Raw genomic sequence first — 20514 nt, 5'->3', positions numbered from 1 at the left:
CGCTCACCTGTTCGGATCAGCAGCGGGTCTTGGCGGCAGGCCCGGCCGGGTACCTATGGACCTATGACCTCCGCCGCCGAGCCCGCGCAGCCCCGCCCGGCCGCTACCCGCCCCACGTCGCCGCCGACCCCGCCGCCGACCGCTTCGTACCGCCTCCAGCTCCAGCCCGGATTCACCCTCCACGACGCCACCGCCGCCGTCCCCTACCTGGCCGCCCTCGGCGTCTCCCACCTGCACCTCTCCCCGCTGCTGGAGGCCGCCCCCGGCTCCACCCACGGCTACGACACCGTCGACCACACCCGGATCAGCGGGCAGCTCGGCGGCGAGGCCGCGCTGCGGGAGCTGGCCGCCGAGGCCCACCGGCACGGCCTGCGGCTGATCGCCGACGTGGTGCCCAACCACATGGCCGTGCCCGTTCCCGAACGGCTCAACCAGCCGCTCTGGCAGGTGCTGCGGGACGGGCCCGACTCGCCGTACGCCCGCTGGTTCGACATCGACTGGACCGCCCAGCCCGGCCCCGCCGACGCCCCCGGGCGCGGGCGGATCCTGCTGCCGCTGCTCGGCGACCGGCTCGGCGCCGTCCTGGACCAGCTGACGGTGGACGGCGAGCTGCTGCGCTACCACCAGCACGAGCTGCCGCTTCGCCCGGGCACCGAGGGACTCCCGCTCGTGGAGCTGCTCGCCCGCCAGTGGTACCGGCTGGCCTGGTGGCGCCTCGCCCGCACCGAGCTCAACTACCGGCGCTTCTTCACCGTCAACGAGCTGATCGCCGTCCGGGTCGAGGAGCCGGAGGTCTTCGCCGCCACCCACGCCGTGCTGCTGGCACTGCACGCCGACGGCGTCCTGGACGGCTTCCGGATCGACCACCCGGACGGGCTCGCCGACCCGCGCGGCTACCTGGAGCGCCTCGCCGACGCCACCGGCGGCGCCTACGTCGTCGTGGAGAAGATCCTCACCGGCGAGGAGCGGCTGCCCGAGGACTGGCCGGTCGCGGGCACCACCGGCTACGACGCGCTGCGCCGGATCGACGGCGTGCTCACCGACCACGCGGGCGCCTGCCGGCTGGCCGGGGTGTACGAGTCCTTCCTGCGCGGCGGGCCGGTCCGCGACCTGTGCCAGGACCCGCACCCGGCCGTCGCGGCCGCCCGGCGCGGCCGGGCCGACATGACCGGGCCCGGCGGCGAGCTGACCGCCGAGGTCGAACGGCTGGTCCGGATCGCGCTGCGGATCGGCGCCGCCGAACCCGCCCACGCCGACCACGCGCCCGATCAGCTGCGGGCCGCACTACGGCGGCTGCTCACCGACTACCCGGTGTACCGGCCGTACGCGCGGCCCGGGGAGCCCGTCTTCGACGATCCGCTGCAGGCCACCGGCCCGCCCGGCCCGCCCGGCCCGGACGGCGCCGCCGACCCCACCGAGCGCCTGGTCGCCGCGCTCGCCCTGGGCGAGCTGGGGCGCGGCAGCGACAAGGACGAGTTCTGCCTGCGCTTCGCCCAGACCGCCGCCGCCGTGGCCGCCAAGGGCGTCGAGGACACCGCCTTCTACCGCTGGAACGCGCTGCCCGGCCTCAACGAGGTCGGCGGCGAACCCGCCCGGCCCGGGCTGCACCCGGCCGAGTTCCACGACTGGTGCCAGTACCTGGAGCGCACCTGGCCGCACAGCATGACGGTGCTCTCCACCCACGACACCAAGCGCAGCGCCGACGCCCGGGCCCGGCTCGCCGTCCTCGCCGAGCAGCCCGAGGCCTGGGCCGCCGAGGCCGCCGCCTGGTCCACCGCCGCCGGGCCCCCCGCTCCCGGTCTGGACCGCGACGCGGACTGGCTGCTCTGGCACACCCTGGTGGCCGCCTGGCCGATCAGCCCGGACCGGCTGGTCGCCGCCCTGCTCAAGGCCGCCCGCGAGGCCAAGCTCCACACCTCCTGGACGGCCCCCGACGCCGGGTACGAACAGGCTCTGGAACAGCGCGCCCGCGCCGTCCACGGCAACGCCGGGCTGCTCCCCCGGATCGAGGGCCTGGTGCACGCGCTCGCCCCGTACGCCCGCTCCAACACCCTGGCCGCCGCCCTGCTGCACCTGACCATGCCCGGCGTGCCGGACCTCTACCAGGGCAGCGAGGAGCCGCTGTACACCCTCGTGGACCCGGACAACCGGGGCGTGGTGGACCTCGGCGCGCTGGCCGTACGGCTCACCGACGCGGCCACCCCGCGCCCCGGCGACCTCGCCCGGGAGAAGCTGCACCTGACCGCCACCGCCCTGCACCTTCGCCGCTCCGGCCCGCTCGGCGCCTACCGGCCGCTGGCCGCCCCCGACCACCTGATCGCCTTCGCCCGGGGCGAGGACGTGGTCACCGCCGTCACCCGGCTGCCGTACGGGCTGGCCCGGGCGGGCGGCTGGCGCGGCGAGGTGCTGGAGCTGCCCGCCGGCGGCCCCTGGACGGACCTGCTGTCGCTGCGCAGCTTCCCGTCCGGAGAGGTGCCGGTCGCGGAGCTGCTGGCGACGCATCCGGTGGCACTGCTGAGCAGGAGGGGCTGAGGATGGCTCGCTACGAGGTCTGGGCGCCGTACGCGGCCTCCTCGGTCTCGGTCGAGGTCGACGGCAGCGCCCACGCGTTGGCCCGCTGCCCCGAGCGGGCCGGCTGGTGGACGGGCGAGGCGCCCGAGGGCGACTACGCCTTCCGGCTGGACGGCGGCCCGCCGCTGCCCGACCCGCGCTCGCCCCGGCAGCCGCACGGCCCGGACGGCCCCAGCCGGGCGGTGGACCACGCCGCCTTCCGCTGGTCGCAGTCCGGCTGGCGCGGCCGCGCGCTGCCCGGCGCGGTGCTGTACGAGCTGCACGTCGGCACCTTCACCGCGCGCGGCACCTTCGACGCCGCCGCCGAACGGCTGGACCACCTGGTCGAGTTGGGAGTGGACTTCGTCGAGCTGATGCCGGTCTGCCCGTTCCCGGGCCGGCACGGCTGGGGCTACGACGGGGTGTCACTGTGGGCCGTGCACGAGCCCTACGGCGGGCCGGAGGGGCTCAAGCGCTTCGTGGACGCCGCGCACCGCAAGGGCCTGGGAGTGGTGCTCGACGTGGTGCACAACCACCTCGGCCCGTCCGGCAACCACCTTCCGGCGTACGGCCCGTACTTCACCGACCGGCACCACACCCCGTGGGGCTCGGCGGTCAACCTGGACGCGCCCGGCTCGGACGAGGTGCGCGCCTACCTGATCGGCAGCGCGCTGGCCTGGCTGCGCGACTACCGGATCGACGGCCTGCGACTGGACGCGGTGCACGCTCTGGCGGACGACCGGGCCGTCCACTTCCTGGAGGAACTCTCCCACGAGGTCGAGCGGTTGGCGGCCGCGAGCAACCGCCCGCTGTTCCTGATCGCCGAGTCCGACCTCAACACCCCGCGCACCACGGCCGCCCGCGAGGCCGGCGGCCAGGGACTCACCGCGCAGTGGAGCGACGACTTCCACCACGCCCTGCACTGCGCGTTGACCGGCGAATCCCAGGGCTACTACGGGGACTTCGCGCGCGAGCCGCTCGCCGCCCTCGCCAAGACGCTGCGGCGCGGGTTCTTCCACGACGGCACCTGGTCCTCCTTCCGGGAGCGCAGCCACGGGCGGCCGTTCGGTCCCGGCGGCGGCCACCGGCTGCTCGGCTACCTCCAGACCCACGACCAGGTCGGCAACCGGGCGCTCGGCGACCGGATCTCCACCTCGCTGCCCGCCGGGCGACTGGCCTGCGGGGCCGCGCTGGTGCTCACCTCGCCGTTCACCCCGATGCTGTTCATGGGCGAGGAATGGGGCGCAGCCACCCCCTGGCAGTACTTCACCGACCACACCGACCCGGACCTCGCGGAGGCCGTCCGGCACGGTCGGCGCCGGGAGTTCGCCGAGCACGGCTGGGCCGCCGAGGCCGTCCCGGACCCGCAGGAGCCGGCCACCGTGCTGCGCTCGATCCTCGACTGGACCGAGGCCCGGCGCGCCCCGCACGCCGAACTCCTCCAGTGGTACCGGACGTTGATCCGACTGCGGCGCGAACGCCCCGAGCTGGCCGACCCGGACCTCGGCGCCGTCCGGGTCGCCTTCGACGAGGCGGCGGGCTGGCTGGTGGTGCACCGGGGGCCGTACCGGGTGGCGGTCAACCTCGGCCCGTCCGGGGCGGCGCTGCCGCTGGCGGCCTCCGGGCGGGAGGTGGTGGCGGCCTTCGGCGCGGCCTCCGTGGAGGGCGCGGCGGTGCGGCTGGCGGCGGACTCCGTCGCCGTGGTGCTCACTTGACCGCTCACCAGAGGAAGGTGGCGATCCGCTCCTTGAGCGAGGAGGCGTCCAGGCCGTAGGCGGCCAGGTGCTCGGCCATCGAGCCGTAGTGCCGGTGCTCCCCGCGCGGCACGCCCAGGGCCAGCACCCGGTGCGGGCGGTCGGCCAGCGCGGCGTGCGCCTCGTTCGCCGAGGTGCCCTCCAGGTACGGCTCCACCAGCACCACGTCCGTGCGCTCCCCCATGGCGGCGCGCAGACCGGCGGTGTCGAAGGGGCGCACCGTCGCCGCGTACAGCACGGTGACGTCCAGCCCCTCGGTGGCCGCCAGCACCGCGTCCAGCATCGGGCCGACGGCCAGCACCACGCCGCGCGTGCCGGTGCGCACGGTGGTGAAGCGGCCCGGCTCGACCGGAACGGGCGCGGTGTTCTGGTGGTTGGAGAGCCGGACGTACACGTTGCGGTCGCCGTCGGCGACGGCGTGGCGCAGCAGCCGCTCGGCCTCCTCGGGGTGGCCGGGGACGTGCACCGTCCAGTCCGGGAGGGTGTCCAGCAGGGCGACGTCGCCCGGGGACATGTGGGTACGGCCGGCCGCCGGGTTGTCGTAGGAGCCGCCCGCACTGACCAGGACGGCGCCGACACCCTGGTGGACCAGGCTCAACTTGAGCTGCTCGAAGGGCCGTTCGACCAGGAAGCTGGCGAAGGTGTGGGCGATCGGCCGCATCCCGCTCAGCGCCAGGCCGCCGGCCGCGCCGATCAGCAGTTGCTCGCGGATGCCGACGTTGACCACCCGGTCGGGGTGGCGCTCGTGGGCGGGCTCGAAGGCGGCGGCGGTGATGTCGGCGAGCACCACGGCCAGCCGGGGGTCCTCGTCCAGGAGGCGGGTCGTGACGTCGACGAAGCGCTCGCGCATGGTGTCCATGGGGTAAGTGCCTTTCGTTCTGGGGGTGTTGGCGTGATCTCTCGTGGCGCCGGCGCGATCAGGAGTACTTCGGCTCGACCCGGGCGACCACCACGTGCGGGCGGCCCGGGTGCGCGGTGGTGTAGGCGCGGTGCAGCGCCTCGTGGTCGCGGCCGTCCACCGTCGCGGTCGACCAGCCCTCGGCGGCGAACCGCTGGGCGATCCCGCCCTGCCAGCCATGGGTGGCCGAGGAGTTGTCGATCACCACCGCGTGCAGCCGGTCCAGCCCGTAGGCGCCGGCGAAGGCCACCGCCTCGTGGTTGGAGCCCTCGTCGAACTCGGCGTCGCCGACCAGCACCCACACCGCCGGGTCGGTCAGCCCCTGCGCCCGCAGGCCGAGCGCGGTGCCGACGGCCAGTGGCAGGCCGTGTCCGAGCGAGCCGGAGGAGATCTCCACGCCGGACAGCAGGGTGCGGTCCGGGTGGTAGCCCAGCGGGGAGTCGTAGCCGCCGAAGCTCGGCAGCACGGCGGGATCGATGAAGCCCTTGGCGGCCAGCACGGCGTAGTAGGCCATCGGGCCGTGGCCCTTGGAGAGCAGGAAGCGGTCGCGGTCCTGCGCCTCGGCGGTGCCCGGGGTGACCCGCAGCACCCGGTCGTACAGCACCCAGAGCGCGTCCAGTGTGGAGGTGGCCGCGACGTCGTGCTTCTCGTCGCCGGTCATCAGGGCCATCAGCGGCTGGAGGTCCTCGAAGCGGGCCGGGGCCGCCGTCTCTGTCTTCGTCGTCATGCACCGATCGTGCAACTTAAAGCGAGCTTGAGGTCAAGCGGCTACAGTGAGCCCCCATGACCGCGATACCCGACGGCGTCCGCACCACCGGCCCGCGCTCCGGCGACCTGCTCACCATCGGCCAGCTGGCCGCCCGCAGCGGCCTGGCCGCCTCCGCGCTGCGCTACTACGAGAGCCTCGGCCTGATCCACGCCACCCGCACCTCCGGCGGCCAGCGCCGCTACCTGCGCGGCACGCTGCGCCGGATCGCCTTCGTCCGGGCCGCCCAGCGGGTCGGACTCTCCCTGGACGAGGCCAGGGTCGCCCTCGACCGGCTGCCCGAGCGCCCCGCCCCCAGCGGCGCCGAGTGGACCGCCGTCGCCGCGTCCTGGCAGGGCCGGATCGACGAACAGATCGCCGAACTCGAACTGCTCAAGGCCAAACTCACCGGCTGCATCGGCTGCGGCTGCCTCTCGCTCACCCGCTGCGCCCTCTACAACGCCGACGACCGGGCCGCCCAGGCCGGCCCCGGCGCCCGCTACCTGCTCACCCGCGACCCGGCCACCGGCCCGGAACCCGCCCGGGCGGACGTCCAGGCGAACGTCCCGACGGACGTCCCGCGCGGCCGCGGCCCCAGGGCCGACACGCCCTGAAGAGCCTTTCGGCCGCCACCCGACGATCGTTGCTGCACACCGAGTTCATGCGCGAGCACCTGATCGCCGACCCGGACGGCCGCTGGCGGCTCACCGGCCTGATCGACTTCGAGCCCGCGATGATCGGCGACCCGGCCTACGACCTGGTCGCCGTCGGCCTCTTCACCACCCGCGCCGACCCGCACCTGCTCGGGCGGCTGCTCACCGCCTACGGCCGCCCCTTCGAACCGCGGCTGCTCATGGCGTACACGCTGCTGCACGTGTACGGCGACCTGCCGTGGTACCTGGAGGAGTTGGAGCCCTCTGCCCGGACCCCGGAGGACCTCGCCCCGGAGTGGTTCGGGATCGCCTGAAGGGCCCCTTCGATCAGGGCCTCGGGTCGGTGCGCAGCATGCCGTAGAACACCCCGTCGCGCCAGTGCCCGGCCCGGAAGGTCACCGCACGGTGGACACCCTCCCGGGTGAAGCCGACCTGCTCCAGGGCGCGCTGCTCCGCGATGTTGTCGACGTCCGTGTCCGCCTCCACCCGCATCGCCGGCGTGTGCGCGAACAGGTAGTCCACCAGCAGCCGTTGGGCCTGCGTACCGATGCCCCGTCCGCGCGCCTGCGGCATCAGCTGGATGCCGATGCTCCAGAACGGCGCCGTCGGCAGCATCCCCTTCCGCCTGGCGGCGACGAAGCCGCAGAACTCTTCGCCGGCCACGACCGCGAAGATCCACTGGTCGTCGCCGAGCAGCCCGTGCTCCGCCCACCGGCGCCGGAAGCGCTCCGGGTCCCGCCAGCCGAACCACTGGAACTCGCCGATCACCTCGGGGTCGTTGACCAGCCGGCCGAACGCGGGGAGGTCGGCTTCGGCTATCGGACGCAGGGACACCGCTTCATCGTTCACGCAGGCGCCAACGCGCGGCCCGCCGAGGGGGTTCCGCCGGAATCTCCGCCTGGTTCCGAGGAAGACATCTCGTTTGGAGTCTTGAGTGGGCTGGAAGCCTCCACGCGCCTTGGCCGGCACCGCTGGGTGATCGAGAGGACGGTGGCGTGGCTGAACGGCTTCCGCAGACTCCACCGCCGCTGCGAGTACAAGGCCGACCACTTCGCCGCCTTCGCCGGCATCGCCGCAGCACTCATCTGCTACCGGCACCTCTCACGGCAGACATGACGACGGTCCGCCGCTACGGGACGTAACAAGATGACTTCTAAGCCCCTGCCGACCGCGCGAGCCGGAAGCCCACGTCGTCGATCCGCAGGGTCGGGTGGCTGCGGCGGCGGACGGAGGCGCGGCAACTCCAGTGCTCGTCGAACCAGCCGCCGCCGCGCAGGACGCGGTAACTGCCGTACACCTCGGGGTCGTAGAGATCCCAGCACCACTCCCACACGTTGCCGAGCAGGTCGTACAGCCCGTGGGCGTTGGGCCGCAGCTCTCCGACGGAGTGCGGGCGCTCGCCCGAGTTGCCGCGGTGCCAGGCGATCTCGTCCAGCGGGCCGTAGCGCGGGCCGTCCGTCCCGGCCCGGCAGGCGTGCTCCCACTCGGCCTCGGTCGGCAGCCGGTAGCCGTCGGCGCCGCCGTCCCAGGAGACCTCTTCGCCGTCCACCCGGTAGGCGGGCGCCAGGCCCTCGCGCCGCGACAGCTCGTTGCAGTGGTGGACGGCGTCCAGCCAGGAAACGCTGTGCGCGGGGCGGCGGTCGCCCGCGAGGCCCTCGTACTGCTCACGGGTGACCGAACAGGGCGCCAGCTCGAACGGGGCCACCTCCACGCTCCACGTCCGCTGGGTGCGGCGGTCGGAGAGCGTGACACGGCCGGGCGGAACGGCGATCAGTCCGGTACTCGGTTCCATGATCGGCGATCCTACGGCCCGCCCCGATCGGCTCGCCCCCTGGCGGCACCATCTGACGTGACATCAGAATTAGCTCCTCACCAACCGAAGGAAAGGCGGCACCAGTTATGGCGGTCCTGACGGTCAGCACAGTGGTGGAGGCCCCCGCCGAGCGGGTGTGGGAGCTGGTCGGGGACTTCCACGCCCTCGGCGACTGGCACCCCCACCTGCCGCCCAGCCGGCTCGGCAACGGCCTGACGGGCAACGCGATCGGATCGGTCCGGGTCTTCGAGCTGCCCGACGGCGTCGTCCTGCACGAGACGCTGCTCGCCTACGACACCGAGGCCCGCAGCTACACCTACAGCTTCCCTGACGGCACCTTCCACTTCGACGGCTACCGGGCCACTCTGCGGGTCACCCCGGTGACCGAACTGGGCGCCAGCTTCGTGGAGTGGAGCGTCAGCTACGACATCGAGCCCGATCACCGCAAGGACTCCACCGAACGCGTCCACGGCGTCTTCACCTCCGGCCTCGCGGGCCTGCGCGAGCGCTTCTCGGGCTGACCTCGGATCGGGCCGGATGCCGCCCGGGCGGCACTTTGGCCTGCTCGGCGGCATTCCGCGCCCGTCCGGCGCAGTGCGCCACGTCGTGAACGGGCGGATCGCCGGACCGTCCCCAGCCTGACCGCGGCCCGCCCCCGTCCCTCCGCGCACCTTCCGGGTCCGGGGCCGGGTCCGGGTACGCGCCACCGTCCCCGGCGCGGCGACCGCCACCGCCCACGTCAGCCGCACCTGACACCCCGCGGCCGAACGGGGATTCCCGCCGGAACGAGAGAGGCCTCACCCAGCCGTCGCGGCCGAGTGGGGCCTCGTCGTACTGCTGCGACGGCGCGGCGGAATCGGCGGGACGGCCACCGCCGCCAGAGCCTGCGTGGAGTTCACCCCCGCCGACCACGGTCGTCGCCGGCGGGGGCAGGAAACGATGAGGCCGGTCGGCCCGGCGCCCTGTCGGGTCGAGCCCTCGGACGGCCGGCCACAGCAACTTCGGTTGGAGTGGACGCAATCAGGTGGATTCGGTGTCCCTGATCGACGCGAGCACGCGCTGGCGGACCGCTGCGGAGGCTCCGGGCAGTCTGCGGGCCAACTCGGTTCGGAGGCGGCGTCGTTCGGCGCGCAGGAGGCGGGCGACGGGCGTGCGGGACCAGTGCTGGAACCAGTGGTCCCGGAGGCGGTCGATCACGCCGGGGCCCCCTCGGCGGTGTTGGCCCAGCTGATGCGCAGCTCGCAGTCGCCGAAAGGGAGGACGAGGCACGGGTGGGCGGCGAGGTGACGGACGATGTTGCGTTCGGCGCAGGGGCCGGTGAGGGCGCGCTCCAGGATCTCACGCTGGAGCCGGGACATCGGGCGGCAGCAGATCGAGTTCCAGAGGGATTCGAGCGCGTCGGGGCTGAGGGTGCGGACCAATGGGGGCCTGGAACCGGGGATTTCGACGCGGATCTCGTGGTCGGCCCTCACGCGGCCACCTCGCCCCAGACGATCTTGCCCACGGGTCGGCGCGGGCAGCAGCCCCAGCGCTTGGTGAGGGAGTCGACGAGGTGGAGTCCTCGCCCGGTCTCACCGTCGAGACCGGGCGAGGAGAGCGCGGGGAGGCGGTCGCCCCGCGCGTCGTGGACCTCGATGCGGAGGCGGGTGGGGTCGACGTCGAGGGCGAAGTAGATGAGGTGGCCGACCGGGGTGCCGTGCAGGACGGCGTTGGTGACGAACTCGGTGGTGACCACGAGCCCGGAGTCAAGGAAGCGGTCCCCGTTCGGGATGGAGGAGAGGAGGACGGAGAGCCGCTGCCGCGCGACGGCGGGCGAGCGACGGCTGCGCGGGAGCCAGGTGGTGGAGGAGGAGTTTCGAGACATGGCGAAGGCACCTTCCAGAGAGAGGGGTTGAAGCCATGCGACGACCGGGCGAAGGCAAGGGAATGCCCGGCAGCAGGCCAGTCTCGATCACTCAGGCGATCCGACGGGCTACTCCCTGTAGCATGCCCTGGAGAAGCAATTGCATGCAACTGCTTCCGTCATGCAATTGCTCGATCATGAACCGAGATTGGACTCCAGGAGTGATGGCAAACTATGCAAGGAAGCCACCGGGCAGGGAGTGTGACGCATGAGCAGTCCGACCGTGCTGCGGCGTAGGCTCGGCAGCGAACTCGGCAAGTTGCGGGCGTCTCGTGAGATGAACGCCAAGGACGTCGCCGCCGCACTCGATTGGTCCGCTTCGAAGCTGAGCCGCATCGAGAGCGGGTTGGTCCCACTACAAGAGCGCGACGCTGCGAAGCTCCTGGCCCATTACGGCGTCACTTCACCGGATGAGGTGAAGCGCTTCCTCAACCTGACTCGCCAGAGCCGCCAGCAAGGTTGGTGGCACGCCTACGGCGACGCCTTGCCGGACTGGTTCCGCGCATACGTGGGGTTCGAGTCGGACGCGGCGAGGATCGTGACCTACCAGTGCGAGTTGGTTCCGGGACTACTGCAGACCGAGGCATACGCACGGCATGTGATCCGGGCGATGAATCCGACCGAGTCCGCCGAGGAAGTCGAGCGACGGGTTGCCCTGCGGATGGATCGCCAGCGGATCCTCGATCGCCATGAGCCTCCGCAACTCTGGGCGATCATCGGCGAAGCCGTCATACGGCGGCCGGTGGGTGGCAATCAGGACATGACCGAACAGTTGAATCACCTGGCCGCGATGGCGGATGCGCACCCCAACATCACGATTCAGGTCCTGCCGTTCTCCGCCGGTGCACACGCGGCGATGGGCGCGTCGTTCTCCATTCTCTCGTTCAACGACATCCCCGGCAGCGTGGCGTATTCCGAGGCGACTACCAGCAGCATCTACTCGGAACGGCCGCAGGAGATCGCCCGCCATGAGGACGCCTTCCATCGCCTCATGGCGTCATCGGTCCAACCCGAGAGGTCCATCGCATGGTTGAGGGAAGTCGCAGAGGAGTACTCCCCATGAATCAAGAGCTCCAGATCGCCAACTGGCGAAAGAGCACCTACAGCAACGGCCAAGGCGACTGCATAGAGGTCGCCGACGGCATCACCGGCCTCGTTCCGGTCCGCGACAGCAAGGACCCCCACGGCCCGGCCCTCGGCTTCTCTCCTGCGGCCTGGCGGGCGTTCGTGGCCGGCATCCGGGCCGGCGACTTCTCTTCCGCCCGCTGACACAGACCACGGGCGGCTCCGCGTCACACGCGGAGCCGCCCGTTCTCGTACGCCCGGCCGTCGGCCTCAACTACCGTTCCTCCATGACCCACACGCCCACGGAGATCACCGCCGACCTCATCCACCGCCTCCTCCTCGACCAGCATCCCGACCTCTCCCACCTCCCCCTCCGCCTCGGGGCACTGGGCTGGGACAATCAGATGTGGCGGCTCGGGGACGACCTCGCCGTCCGACTGCCCTGGGCAACCTCCTCCGCCGGCGCCATGCTGCGCAAGGAGCACGCCTGGCTGCCCGCGCTCCCACAGCCGCTGTCCCTCCCGGTCCCCTTCCCGCAGCGCCTCGGCGAACCCTCCGAGCGCTTCCCCCACCCCTGGCTGATCACCACCTGGGTCCCCGGCACCCCCGCCGACCGCGCGCCCGTCACCCGAGCCGCCGAGGCCGCCCGCACCCTGGCCGCCTTCCTCACCGCCCTCCACCAGCCCGCCCCCGCCTCGGCCCCCGCCGGGCGCGACGGACGCGGCGGCCCGCTGGCCCTTCACGCCGAGCAGTTCACCAAGGGCCTCGCCGCAGCCACCGACCTGGGCCTGATCCCCGACCCGGACGCTGTCCTCGCCATCTGGGAGGACGCCGTCACCGCCCCGCCCTGGACCGGCCCGGCCCGCTGGATCCACGGTGACCTCCACCCCGCCAACGTCCTCACCGCCGACGGCACCCTCTGCGGCGTCATCGACTTCGGCGAACTCTGCGCGGGCGACCCGGCCTGCGACCTCGCCGCCCCCTGGAACCTGCTCCCCGACGGCGCCGCCGACCTCTTCCACCACGCCTACCAGCCCGCCCCCGACCCCGCCACCCTGCGCCGCGCCCGAGGCTGGGCCCTCATCCGTGCCCTCGGCGGCATCTTCGTCGGCGAGGCCGGCCGTCACAACCGCCCCGGCGGCAAAGCCACCTGGGGGCCACCCGCTCAGGCCGCCCTGCGCCGCCTCGTCAGCACCGCCCGTGACACGTCCGCAGCGCCACCGCTTAACTGGCCTGCCCCGTCGGCATGATGGTGACCTGCTGGAGGTTCACCCGCGCCGGAAGCGTCGCGATCACACCGACCAGCTCCGCCACGTCCTCCGGCGTGAGCCACTCCACGGTCTCCTTCGACCCCTCCAGCCACTCCAGCGCACCCTGATCCGTCACGTGGCTCTGCAGCTCGGTGGCGACGATCCCCGGCTCCACCGCCGAGACGCGCACCTTCTTCGGCCCCAACTCGGTCCGCAGGTGGCGCGACAGGTGGGAGACGTACGCCTTGGTCCCCGAGTACACCGCGAAGTTGGGGAAGATGTTCTGAGCCGCGATGGACGAGGTGTTGATCAGGTCCGCCACCCCGCGCTCCCCCGCAGCCTTCACCAGCTGCGGAGTGAAGGCACCGATCGCGTTCATCAGGCCGGTGACGTTCAGGTCGATCTGCTGCTTCCACTGGTCCGTCGCCAGTTCCTCGATCGGAGCCGGCAGCATCACGCCGGCGTTGTTCAGCAGCAGGTCGGCACCGCCGAACTCGGCCTCCACCCGCTCGGCGGCGGCCCGCACAGCAGCAGCGTCGGTGACATCGACGGCGATCGCCGACGCAGCGCCACCGTTCTCCTCGACCCGCTCGACCAGCTCAGCCAGCCGCTCGGCCCGCCGCGCCAGGACGACGACGCGGGCACCCAGCGACGCCAGCTTTTCGGCGGACGCCTCACCGATGCCGCTGGAGGCCCCGGTGACGACGGCGACACGACCGGCCAGCGGCTGGAGCGACGAGTTCGTGGACATGATGCTTTCCTTCCAGGGGAGTGACGACCGATCCCCGCCGGCCGCAGATCCAGTACAGCCCCCGAACCGACCCCCCGGACCGCCATAACCGGCCCCACCCAGGCAGGTACCAGCAGGGCCACCCAAGGCCCCGCCACCATCCCTCCGCTCCACCGACAATGGGCTTCATGGACCGCACCAAGGAGATCGCCGGCTTCCTGCGCTCACGCCGTGCCCGCGTCACCCCCCGCGAAGCCGGGCTGCCCGCCGACGGGCGCGTACGCCGCGTGCCCGGCCTGCGCAGGGACGAGGTGGCCCGCCTGGCCGGCGTCAGCACCGAGTACTACACGCGCCTGGAGCAGGGCCGCGCCCGCAACCCCTCCCCCGAGGTCGTCGACGCGATCACCCGCGCACTGCGCCTGGACGACACCGAACGCGAGCACCTCACCGACCTCCTGCGCTCCGGCACCCGGTCCCCTCGCCGCGCCCCCGCCGAGACGCAACGGGTCCGGCCCGGACTGCACCTGATGCTCGAAACCCTCGACCACGTACCGGCGTTCATCCTCGGCCGGCGCACCGACGTACTGGCCTCCAACCGGCTCGCCCGGGAGGTGCTCACGGACTTCGACGCCCTGCCCGCCACCCGCCGCAACCTGGCCCGCTACTACCTCCTCGACCCCCGGGCACGCGAGCGCGTGGGCGACTGGGCGCGGATCGCCGCCGAAACCGTGGCCGTCCTCCGGCTCGAAGCGGGCCGCTACCCGCACGACCGCCGGCTCGCCGACCTGGTCGGCGAACTGACGCTGAAGTCCCTGGAGTTCACCGGCTGGTGGAACGACCACCGGGTACTGCGCCGCACCCACGGCGCCAAGCACTACCACCATCCCCTCGTCGGAGCCCTGCACTTCTCCTACGAGTCCTTCCAGGTACCCGGCGACGCGGAGCAGACCCTGTGCGTCTACAACGTCGAACCGGGCTCCGAAACCGCCAACTCACTCCGACTGATGGCCAGCTGGACCGCGCCCGAGGTCCCCGCCGGCTGACCCGTCCGGCTCAGCCGCGCAGTGGGCATCCGGTGCCCACGCGCGCGTCGAGGTCCGCCCGCAGCGCGGCGAGGGAGGCCATGCGCTCGTCGATGATCCGGATCTTGTCCTGGAGCAGCACGGACAGCGCCTCGGCGCTGTCGGGCGCGTCGCGCAGCTGCGCGCCGTGCTGGGCGATCCCGGCCAGCGTGAAGCCGAGCGTCTGCGCGGTGCGGACGTAGTGCAGCCAGGTCACCGTCTCACCCGCCGCAACGATCCCGACCCCACCACCCCGTGAGAGGTGTGCGATGACGCAGAACGTGCCGGACTTCTCCGCCCTGCTGAGGGGCGCGCGGCGCACGGCGGTCCACCTGGAGATGCGTGACGTCTACGGCGTCGCCGACGAGGCCGCCGCCTTCAAGGAGTTCAAGCGCTCCGGCGCGGTCGACCTCGATCCCGGCTCCGGCTTCTGGGCCGGCTGGCTCCCCCTCGTGCGGGAGACCGTCGCCCGGGGCGTCGTCCTGCGCCGGGCCCGGATCGTCTCCGAGCCCGTGACGGACTACATCCGCTGGGAGCACGCCCTCACCACCGCCAACATCGCGGCCGGGGAACAGGTCCGCTGGCTCCCCCGCCGTCTCGCCTCCGACCTCGCCCTCCCCGGCAACGACCTCTGGCTGATCGACGACCGCCTGGTCCTCTTCCACTGGTTCACCGGCGACGGCGACTGGGCCGGACACGAGTTCACCGAGGACCCGGAGGTGGTGAAGACGGTCTCCACCGCCTACGAGGCCGTCTGGGAGCGCGGGACCCCGCACGACCGCTTCACCGTCTGACGGCGCGCCCGCGCGGGGACACGCCGTCCCCGGCTCCGCTTCCAGCCCGCTCCCAGCATCTGATCAGCGGACGGTCAGCTTCTTTAGCCCGTTCTCATCCGCCGCGCCTAGCCTCCGCGCATGAACGTCTCCCTGCTCGACGGCTGGTTCCCCTGGACGGTCCAGGCCGCCGCTCTCGCCCTGCTCGTGGTCACGGTGGGCTGGCGGGACCGGAACTGGCAGCGCAAGTGGGGGCCGATCGCGCTCGGCACGGCGCTCGCGGTCACCGCGGTCGTCGCCGCCGGGGTGCTCACCCTGGGCGGGATCACCGATCCGATCCCGTTCGGGGTGTGGCTGTGGAGCGGGGTGGCGATCGCGGCGTTCTCCGTGCTGGGTTTCGGCTGGCGCGGCGCGAGGTGGTGGCGGCGGGCGCTGGTGGCGCCGACCGCGCTGCTGGCGCTGTTCTGCGCCGCGAACAGCGTGAACATCGCCACCGGCTACTACCCGACGATCGACGACGCGATCGGCGAGCTCAGCGGACAGCCGCTGCCGGACCAGATCACCCTGGCCGAACTCGGCTCGATCCACGGCAAGACCAGGACCGGCCGCATCGTCCAGGTCGACATCCCGGACACCGCGAGCGGCTTCGCCCACCGCCAGGAGCTGGTCTACCTGCCGCCCGCCTGGTTCCGCAGCCAGAGCCGGCCCAAGCTGCCGGTGCTGGAGATGATCGGCGGCGAGTTCGCGGCACCCGACAACTGGATCCGCTCCGGCAACGCGGTGAAGACCGCCGACGAGTTCGCCGCCAAGCACAACGGCTTCTCCCCGATCCTGGTCTTCGTCGACGCCACCGGCGGCTTCCGGGTGGACACCGAGTGCGTGGACGGGCCGCACGGCAACTCCGAGAGCCACCTGCTCAAGGACGTCCCGCCGTACATCCAGAAGACCTTCAACGCCGCCACCGACCCGCACAAGTGGGGTGTGGCCGGCTGGTCGATGGGCGGCACCTGCGCCGTCGACCTGGTCGTCGAACACCCCAACCGCTTCACCCACTTCGGCGACTTCTCCGGCGACAAGGGCCCGTACATCGGTGACAAGGACCACACCATCCAGGAGCTGTACGGCGGCGACGCGGCTGCCTGGGCCGCCCACGACCCGCTGACCGTGCTCGCCCACCACCCCAAGTACCAGGGCGTCTCCGGCTTCTTCGGCCAGGGCGACGAGGAGCACGGCCAGATCGAGTCCGCCAAGGCCCTGGAGGCGGCTGCCAAGCGGGACGGCATCCGCACCACCTCCGCCGTCGGCTCGGGCAAGCACACCTGGCAGACCGGCGCCGCCACCTTCACCCAGGCCCTCCCCTGGCTCGCCGCCCAACTCGGCGTCCCGGGGACCCACCCCCAGCCGTAACGGCCCGGTCCGGATTCCGTCCGGATTCCGTACCGGCCGCACCCGCACCACCACCCTGCGCCGACGCTCCGACACGCACCGTGGGTGGGATCCCGCCCGCTCACGGCCTGGGGAAAGCCTTGGTGTCGGCCGCCCCCACCCGTGCCGGCCGCGCCGCTCCGGACGGGTGCGATCCACCGCCGGACCACGCGCCCGGCAAGGGATCCGGCGGGCGCGGCGGTGTCGGGGCGCGGGCGGATCCGCGGGCCGGGGCCGCGTCCCGCCCATGGCTTCCGCCGCGGCCGCACACACGTTCCCCACCGGCCCGCTGCAACTGCCGCACTCCCCCGACCCCGGGTGGGAATCCCGCTTTGCTCCCGGCGCTCCCGTGGCATAAGTTTCGTCCGCCGTCAACGCAGCGCCCGCTCTGACCAACCCTCAGACCCGCGGTGAGCTGCGGAGCCAGGGGGCCTGACGGCAGCACCAAACGGGGGAGGAACAGCCATGTCGAGTGCCCGCAGGCACGGGTCGACCGGGCGGCGGGGACGGACGGCCGACGTGCCACCGGCCCCGGCCTCCGCCCGGAACCACGACACCGGACACGCGAGGAATCGTCAGTTGCGCAGCAGCACCCGACTGGTCACCGCCACCACCGCCGCCCTGCTCTGCGTGGGCGCCCTGAGCGCCTGCGGCCCGGACAACAGCGGCCAGGACGGCGGCAAGACCGCCGCCCCCGCAGCGACCAGCGCCGCGGCGACCGGCACGGCGCCCACCGGAGCGCCCGCCACCGGCGCAAGCACGTCCAAGCCCGACGGCAAGGGCATCCCGGCCAAGGCCTGGATGGACACCAAGGGCATCCCGATGGACGAGACGTACCACTACGCCCCGCTGGCCGCCAACGCCAAGCCGGTCACCGGAGCGGTCACGTTCAAGGGCATGGAGCTGTGCCACACCGCGCCCACCAAGGACCAGGAGGGGCAGTTCACCGGAACGGCCGCCAAGGCCTCGGTCGGCTTCGGCGGCGACCGCTGGACCGCCCAGCAGACCCTGCTCGTCCACGGTGACCCGACCCACAGCAGCGGCACCAAGCAGCTGACGAACCTGGCGGCGGACAACCTGGAGGACGCGCTCAAGTCCTGCGCCAAGACCGCGCCCGGCGCCACCGTGAAGGTCGACAGCGCGGACGGCGCGCCCTACTTCGCCGCCGTGCTCACCGTCCCGCAGCAGGACGGCTCCACCGCCACCCTCCACGAGTACGTCACCTCCGACGGCGGGTGGGTCAGCGAGCTGTCCGTCTGGGCCACCACCAAGGGCGGCGCCCAACCGAAGGACGCCTGGAAGGGCCCGGAGGACAAGTACGTCGCCACCGGCATGAGCGCCCCGCTGTGCGAGGCCTTCCCGGGCTGCGACGGACACCAGTAACACCTGCGGAGCCCGTAACCCTCGGAGCACCGGCAGCACTTGGGCACCACCCACACAGACGGCCGCCCGGCCCGTCCGGCACAGGGGACCGGACGGACCGGGCGGCATCACTCTGCCCGCCGGCTCAGAGCCCCAGGCGGCTGAGCGCCGTGGTCCAGTCGCTCGCGATCGCGCTCCGGGCGGCGTCCAGGGTCACCTTGTGGCCGCACACCGCGTTCTTCAGTCTGGTCTCGACCGAGTCCTTGCTCTGTGCCGGCTGGTTGCCGTAGCGCGGCTCGGGCCACAGGTTGCGCGGGTCGCGCGGCGCGCCGCCGAGTTCCAGCGGGACGAAGTGGTCCTCCTCGTAGTCCGCCGGGCTGGTGTCCGAGTAGCCGTACTGGGCGATCTGCTGGGCCTTCAGCGCGTTGGTGTAGCTGGTCGGCGGGCGCACGGTGGCGGTCCAGCCGGAGACGCAGATGGTCTGCCCGATGGTGGCCTGGGTGACGGCCGGGTTGTACGCGCCGGGGGTGCAGGACGGGTCGGGCAGCGGCAGGTGCGCCTGCGAACAACTCGTGGCGAGCGCACCGGACTTGACCGGCTGGTGGGCGGCCGGGGCGGCGGCCTGCGCGGTGCCGGTGGCGAGCCCGGCGGCGGCGAGGACGGCCGCGGCGGCGACGGTGAGTGGCTGACGGAGCATCATGAAGGCTCTCCAGGACCGGCCCGGCCGATCGCCGGGCGACTGTGCCCATGACAGCACCGCCCGTACGGCCACCGTCAGCCCCGGGACGTGAACGAGTGGTGACCACCCCTCCACATCCGCGCGCGCCTCAGTCGACCAGCAGCCGTGCCAGCAGCGCCGCCGGCCCGTCCGGCAGGCTGCCGTGGACGAGTTCGGTGCGGTGCACCAGCCGGGGCGCGGCGATCGGCGCGTGGTCGACGCCGGGCGCCCGGGCCGCCACCGGCTGGGGCAGCAGGGTGAGCCCGTGCCCGGTGGCGACGAGGGCGAGCAGTCCGTGCAGGTCGGTGCCCCGGTAGCGGGTGGCGGGCCGGAAGCCGTCGGTGCCGGTGGCGGCGCGCAGCCGGTCGGCGGTCGGGGCGAGGTCGGGGGCGTCCAGCCAGCGCGCGGCCGACAGGTCGGCGAGGGCGAGGCCGGCGCGTCCGGCCAGCGGGTGCCCGGTCGGCAGGGCGACGGCGACGGGCTGCTCGTCCACCGCGACGGTGGTCAGCGGGCCGACCTCGGGCAGCGGCAGCGGGTCGCTGGGTGCGGCCAGGCCGTCGATCAGTGCGAGGTCGACCTCGCCGGTGGCGACCCGGGCTGCCAGCACGTCGTGGGCGAGCACCCGGACCACCGGTTCCACCTGCGGGTACGCCCGGCGCACCTCGCCGAGCGCGCGCCCCAGAGACGCCCCGACCGCCAACGGAGTGGCACCGAGCACCAGTCGGGCACTCGGGGCGCCCGCCAGGCGCGTGACGTCGGCGCGCGCCGCCTCCAGGCGGACCAACAGCGGAAGGGCGTGCTCCAGCAGCCGCCGCCCGGCCACGGTCGGGCCGACCGGGCGGCGCACCAGCAGGGCGGTGCCGAGGTCCGCCTCCAGCGCGGCGATCTGCTGGGACACCGCGGACTGGGTGTAGCCGAGCTCCCGGGCCGCCTCGGAGAAGGAGGCGAGCCGGGCGACGGTGGCGAAGGTGCGCAACTGCTGCGGATCCACGGGGGTTATCAACCGATCTGATCGATAGGTAAGAAATCATCGTTGGCGCTGATCTCGAATGCGGGGTCAGGATAGCCCCATGACCTACCTGACCCCGCGGATCGCCCTGGTCGGCGACCGCTCCCCCGCCGTCCGTTCGCACGCCCGCATCCCCGGCCTGCTCGACGCCCTCGCCGACCGCGACCAGCTCGTCCTGGACGCCTACTGGATCCCCACGGAGGACGCCGGGGCACCCGGCGCCCTCGACGGCTTCGACGCCGTCTGGCTGCTGCCCGGCAGCCCGTACCGCAGCGAGGCGGGCGCCCTGGCCGCGATCCGGACCGCCCGCGAGGGCGGCATCCCCTTCCTCGGCACCTGCGCCGGGTTCCAGCACGCGGTGCTGGAGTACGCCCGCAACGTCTGCGGCCTCACCGGCGCCGTCCACGGCGAGGAGGACCCCGACCGCGAGGAGCAGGTGATCGTTCCGCTCGCCTGCTCCCTGGTCGGCCACGAGGGCGCCGTCGTGATCACCCCCGGCACCCTGGCCGAGCGCGCCCTCGGCGCCACCGGCACCCTGGAGCGCTACCACTGCTCCTACGGCCTCAACGCCGACTACCTGGACCGGCTGCGCGCCCACGGGCTGCGCTTCAGCGGGACGGACGAGTCCGGGCAGGTCCGGGTCCTGGAACTGCCCGGGCACCCGTTCTTCCTCGCCTCGCTGTTCCAGCCCGAGCTGTCCGGCGACGGCACCCGGGCCCACCCGATGATCCGCGCCCTGGCCGAGGCGGCCGTCGCCCACGCGGCACTCGGCGAGGCGACGCCCGCCTGACCGCCCGAACACCCG

The 20514-nt window shown here is 73.1% G+C and carries 22 protein-coding genes and 3 pseudogenes; 14 read left to right on the top strand and 11 right to left on the bottom strand.

What is annotated here, in order from left to right:
- Nucleotides 1–63 precede the first annotated feature (63 nt).
- Together treY and treZ are read left to right on the top strand one after the other, a co-directional pair.
- Nucleotides 64–2532 (top strand): malto-oligosyltrehalose synthase, encoded by a 2469-nt coding sequence (treY, locus tag ACH4J0_RS34565; RefSeq protein WP_396245023.1) that lies wholly within the window; start codon nucleotides 64–66, stop codon nucleotides 2530–2532.
- A gap of 2 nt (nucleotides 2533–2534) precedes the next feature.
- Nucleotides 2535–4265, top strand: a complete 1731-nt coding sequence (gene treZ, locus ACH4J0_RS34560; protein WP_396245021.1) for a malto-oligosyltrehalose trehalohydrolase — start codon at nucleotides 2535–2537, stop codon at nucleotides 4263–4265.
- A gap of 4 nt (nucleotides 4266–4269) precedes the next feature.
- Here the strand turns inward: treZ and ACH4J0_RS34555 are convergent, their stop codons facing one another.
- Nucleotides 4270–5163: a transketolase family protein gene (locus ACH4J0_RS34555; RefSeq protein ID WP_396245020.1), complete on the bottom strand. Its 894-nt coding sequence runs from the start codon at nucleotides 5161–5163 to the stop codon at nucleotides 4270–4272.
- Between the two features lie 58 nt (nucleotides 5164–5221).
- Nucleotides 5222–5929: a thiamine pyrophosphate-dependent enzyme gene (locus tag ACH4J0_RS34550; RefSeq protein WP_396245019.1), complete on the bottom strand. Its 708-nt coding sequence runs from the start codon at nucleotides 5927–5929 to the stop codon at nucleotides 5222–5224.
- A gap of 56 nt (nucleotides 5930–5985) precedes the next feature.
- Here ACH4J0_RS34550 and soxR point away from each other — a divergent pair.
- Nucleotides 5986–6396 (top strand): annotated as a pseudogene (gene soxR / locus ACH4J0_RS34545) (redox-sensitive transcriptional activator SoxR); the annotation flags it as partial.
- Nucleotides 6297–6914 carry a phosphotransferase gene (locus tag ACH4J0_RS34540; RefSeq protein ID WP_396245048.1) on the top strand — a complete coding sequence of 206 codons (618 nt, stop codon included), beginning with the start codon at nucleotides 6297–6299 and terminating at the stop codon, nucleotides 6912–6914. The pseudogene soxR and the gene ACH4J0_RS34540, both read left to right, overlap by 100 nt.
- Nucleotides 6915–6927: 13 nt before the next feature.
- Here the strand turns inward: ACH4J0_RS34540 and ACH4J0_RS34535 are convergent, their stop codons facing one another.
- Nucleotides 6928–7434, bottom strand: coding sequence for a GNAT family N-acetyltransferase (locus ACH4J0_RS34535; protein WP_396245018.1), 507 nt, complete (start codon nucleotides 7432–7434; stop codon nucleotides 6928–6930).
- Between the two features lie 114 nt (nucleotides 7435–7548).
- Here ACH4J0_RS34535 and ACH4J0_RS34530 point away from each other — a divergent pair.
- A pseudogene (locus tag ACH4J0_RS34530) lies at nucleotides 7549–7716 on the top strand (transposase); the annotation flags it as partial.
- Nucleotides 7717–7753: 37 nt separating this feature from the next.
- Here ACH4J0_RS34530 and ACH4J0_RS34525 read toward each other — a convergent pair.
- Complete coding sequence (locus tag ACH4J0_RS34525; RefSeq protein WP_396245017.1) at nucleotides 7754–8392, bottom strand: formylglycine-generating enzyme family protein; 639 nt, start codon at nucleotides 8390–8392, stop codon at nucleotides 7754–7756.
- 107 nt (nucleotides 8393–8499) lie between these two features.
- Here ACH4J0_RS34525 and ACH4J0_RS34520 point away from each other — a divergent pair, with 107 nt between their 5' ends.
- A complete protein-coding gene (locus tag ACH4J0_RS34520; protein ID WP_396245016.1) occupies nucleotides 8500–8934 on the top strand; it encodes an SRPBCC family protein in 435 nt (144 codons plus the stop codon).
- Nucleotides 8935–9433: 499 nt separating this feature from the next.
- On the opposite strand, the gene ACH4J0_RS34515 is transcribed toward ACH4J0_RS34520, so the two are convergent.
- The 3 genes from ACH4J0_RS34515 to ACH4J0_RS34505 are packed head-to-tail and all read right to left on the bottom strand — an operon-like array spanning nucleotide 9434 to nucleotide 10277.
- Entirely contained in the window at nucleotides 9434–9610 is a 177-nt protein-coding gene (locus tag ACH4J0_RS34515) for a hypothetical protein (protein WP_396245015.1), read from the bottom strand.
- Nucleotides 9607–9885: a hypothetical protein gene (locus ACH4J0_RS34510; protein WP_396245013.1), complete on the bottom strand. Its 279-nt coding sequence runs from the start codon at nucleotides 9883–9885 to the stop codon at nucleotides 9607–9609. Before ACH4J0_RS34510 ends, ACH4J0_RS34515 begins: the two co-directional genes overlap by 4 nt.
- Entirely contained in the window at nucleotides 9882–10277 is a 396-nt protein-coding gene (locus ACH4J0_RS34505; RefSeq protein WP_396245012.1) for an ATP-binding protein, read from the bottom strand. Before ACH4J0_RS34505 ends, ACH4J0_RS34510 begins: the two co-directional genes overlap by 4 nt.
- Nucleotides 10278–10524: 247 nt before the next feature.
- Between ACH4J0_RS34505 and ACH4J0_RS34500 the strand changes: the two genes are divergently transcribed.
- The 3 genes from ACH4J0_RS34500 (at nucleotide 10525) to ACH4J0_RS34490 (ending at nucleotide 12631) form a co-directional block, all read left to right on the top strand.
- Nucleotides 10525–11379 (top strand): helix-turn-helix domain-containing protein, encoded by an 855-nt coding sequence (locus ACH4J0_RS34500; RefSeq protein ID WP_396245010.1) that lies wholly within the window; start codon nucleotides 10525–10527, stop codon nucleotides 11377–11379.
- On the top strand, nucleotides 11376–11585 hold the full coding sequence (locus tag ACH4J0_RS34495) for a DUF397 domain-containing protein (RefSeq protein WP_396245009.1): 210 nt from the start codon (nucleotides 11376–11378) through the stop codon (nucleotides 11583–11585). The genes ACH4J0_RS34500 and ACH4J0_RS34495 overlap by 4 nt, the downstream gene beginning before the upstream one ends.
- A gap of 83 nt (nucleotides 11586–11668) precedes the next feature.
- Nucleotides 11669–12631, top strand: a complete 963-nt coding sequence (locus ACH4J0_RS34490; protein ID WP_396245008.1) for an aminoglycoside phosphotransferase family protein — start codon at nucleotides 11669–11671, stop codon at nucleotides 12629–12631.
- On the opposite strand, the gene ACH4J0_RS34485 is transcribed toward ACH4J0_RS34490, so the two are convergent.
- Nucleotides 12606–13382, bottom strand: coding sequence for an SDR family oxidoreductase (locus ACH4J0_RS34485; RefSeq protein WP_396245007.1), 777 nt, complete (start codon nucleotides 13380–13382; stop codon nucleotides 12606–12608). The genes ACH4J0_RS34490 and ACH4J0_RS34485 overlap by 26 nt on opposite strands.
- A gap of 167 nt (nucleotides 13383–13549) precedes the next feature.
- On the opposite strand from ACH4J0_RS34485, the gene ACH4J0_RS34480 reads away from it, so the two are divergent.
- Nucleotides 13550–14404, top strand: coding sequence for a helix-turn-helix transcriptional regulator (locus ACH4J0_RS34480; protein WP_396245005.1), 855 nt, complete (start codon nucleotides 13550–13552; stop codon nucleotides 14402–14404).
- A gap of 10 nt (nucleotides 14405–14414) precedes the next feature.
- Here the strand turns inward: ACH4J0_RS34480 and ACH4J0_RS34475 are convergent.
- Nucleotides 14415–14645: pseudogene (locus tag ACH4J0_RS34475) on the bottom strand (MerR family DNA-binding protein); the annotation flags it as partial.
- Between the two features lie 46 nt (nucleotides 14646–14691).
- Between ACH4J0_RS34475 and ACH4J0_RS34470 the strand changes: the two are divergent.
- The 3 genes from ACH4J0_RS34470 (at nucleotide 14692) to ACH4J0_RS34460 (ending at nucleotide 18003) form a co-directional block, all read left to right on the top strand.
- A complete protein-coding gene (locus ACH4J0_RS34470; RefSeq protein ID WP_396245004.1) occupies nucleotides 14692–15216 on the top strand; it encodes a DUF6879 family protein in 525 nt (174 codons plus the stop codon).
- Between the two features lie 120 nt (nucleotides 15217–15336).
- A complete protein-coding gene (locus ACH4J0_RS34465) occupies nucleotides 15337–16602 on the top strand; it encodes an alpha/beta hydrolase (RefSeq protein WP_396245002.1) in 1266 nt (421 codons plus the stop codon).
- 597 nt (nucleotides 16603–17199) lie between these two features.
- Nucleotides 17200–18003, top strand: a complete 804-nt coding sequence (locus tag ACH4J0_RS34460) for a hypothetical protein (RefSeq protein ID WP_396245000.1) — start codon at nucleotides 17200–17202, stop codon at nucleotides 18001–18003.
- Nucleotides 18004–18127: 124 nt separating this feature from the next.
- Here ACH4J0_RS34460 and ACH4J0_RS34455 read toward each other — a convergent pair whose 3' ends face one another.
- Complete coding sequence (locus ACH4J0_RS34455) at nucleotides 18128–18682, bottom strand: hypothetical protein (RefSeq protein WP_396244999.1); 555 nt, start codon at nucleotides 18680–18682, stop codon at nucleotides 18128–18130.
- Between the two features lie 127 nt (nucleotides 18683–18809).
- Nucleotides 18810–19691, bottom strand: a complete 882-nt coding sequence (locus ACH4J0_RS34450; RefSeq protein WP_396244997.1) for a LysR family transcriptional regulator — start codon at nucleotides 19689–19691, stop codon at nucleotides 18810–18812.
- 79 nt (nucleotides 19692–19770) lie between these two features.
- Here ACH4J0_RS34450 and ACH4J0_RS34445 point away from each other — a divergent pair, with 79 nt between their 5' ends.
- Complete coding sequence (locus ACH4J0_RS34445) at nucleotides 19771–20499, top strand: hypothetical protein (protein WP_396244996.1); 729 nt, start codon at nucleotides 19771–19773, stop codon at nucleotides 20497–20499.
- Nucleotides 20500–20514 lie beyond the last annotated feature (15 nt).

The sequence above is a fragment of the Kitasatospora sp. NPDC017646 genome (assembly GCF_044329365.1).
Classification (GTDB): Bacteria; Actinomycetota; Actinomycetes; order Streptomycetales; family Streptomycetaceae; genus Kitasatospora.
This window is presented reverse-complemented; position numbering and strand designations above follow the sequence as displayed.

What these genes read in the sequence shown, in the direction of transcription:
- treZ (WP_396245021.1), top strand. Translation starts at nt 2,535, where the DNA reads ATGGCTCGCTACGAGGTCTGGGCGCCGTACGCGGCCTCCTCGGTCTCG.
- treY (WP_396245023.1), top strand. Translation starts at nt 64, where the DNA reads ATGACCTCCGCCGCCGAGCCCGCGCAGCCCCGCCCGGCCGCTACCCGC.
- ACH4J0_RS34550 (WP_396245019.1), bottom strand. Translation starts at nt 5,929, where the DNA reads ATGACGACGAAGACAGAGACGGCGGCCCCGGCCCGCTTCGAGGACCTC.
- ACH4J0_RS34500 (WP_396245010.1), top strand. Translation starts at nt 10,525, where the DNA reads ATGAGCAGTCCGACCGTGCTGCGGCGTAGGCTCGGCAGCGAACTCGGC.
- ACH4J0_RS34520 (WP_396245016.1), top strand. Translation starts at nt 8,500, where the DNA reads ATGGCGGTCCTGACGGTCAGCACAGTGGTGGAGGCCCCCGCCGAGCGG.
- ACH4J0_RS34490 (WP_396245008.1), top strand. Translation starts at nt 11,669, where the DNA reads ATGACCCACACGCCCACGGAGATCACCGCCGACCTCATCCACCGCCTC.
- ACH4J0_RS34455 (WP_396244999.1), bottom strand. Translation starts at nt 18,682, where the DNA reads ATGATGCTCCGTCAGCCACTCACCGTCGCCGCCGCGGCCGTCCTCGCC.
- ACH4J0_RS34495 (WP_396245009.1), top strand. Translation starts at nt 11,376, where the DNA reads ATGAATCAAGAGCTCCAGATCGCCAACTGGCGAAAGAGCACCTACAGC.
- ACH4J0_RS34470 (WP_396245004.1), top strand. Translation starts at nt 14,692, where the DNA reads ATGACGCAGAACGTGCCGGACTTCTCCGCCCTGCTGAGGGGCGCGCGG.
- ACH4J0_RS34525 (WP_396245017.1), bottom strand. Translation starts at nt 8,392, where the DNA reads ATGGAACCGAGTACCGGACTGATCGCCGTTCCGCCCGGCCGTGTCACG.
- ACH4J0_RS34465 (WP_396245002.1), top strand. Translation starts at nt 15,337, where the DNA reads ATGAACGTCTCCCTGCTCGACGGCTGGTTCCCCTGGACGGTCCAGGCC.
- ACH4J0_RS34505 (WP_396245012.1), bottom strand. Translation starts at nt 10,277, where the DNA reads ATGTCTCGAAACTCCTCCTCCACCACCTGGCTCCCGCGCAGCCGTCGC.
- ACH4J0_RS34485 (WP_396245007.1), bottom strand. Translation starts at nt 13,382, where the DNA reads ATGTCCACGAACTCGTCGCTCCAGCCGCTGGCCGGTCGTGTCGCCGTC.
- ACH4J0_RS34555 (WP_396245020.1), bottom strand. Translation starts at nt 5,163, where the DNA reads ATGGACACCATGCGCGAGCGCTTCGTCGACGTCACGACCCGCCTCCTG.
- ACH4J0_RS34445 (WP_396244996.1), top strand. Translation starts at nt 19,771, where the DNA reads ATGACCTACCTGACCCCGCGGATCGCCCTGGTCGGCGACCGCTCCCCC.
- ACH4J0_RS34480 (WP_396245005.1), top strand. Translation starts at nt 13,550, where the DNA reads ATGGACCGCACCAAGGAGATCGCCGGCTTCCTGCGCTCACGCCGTGCC.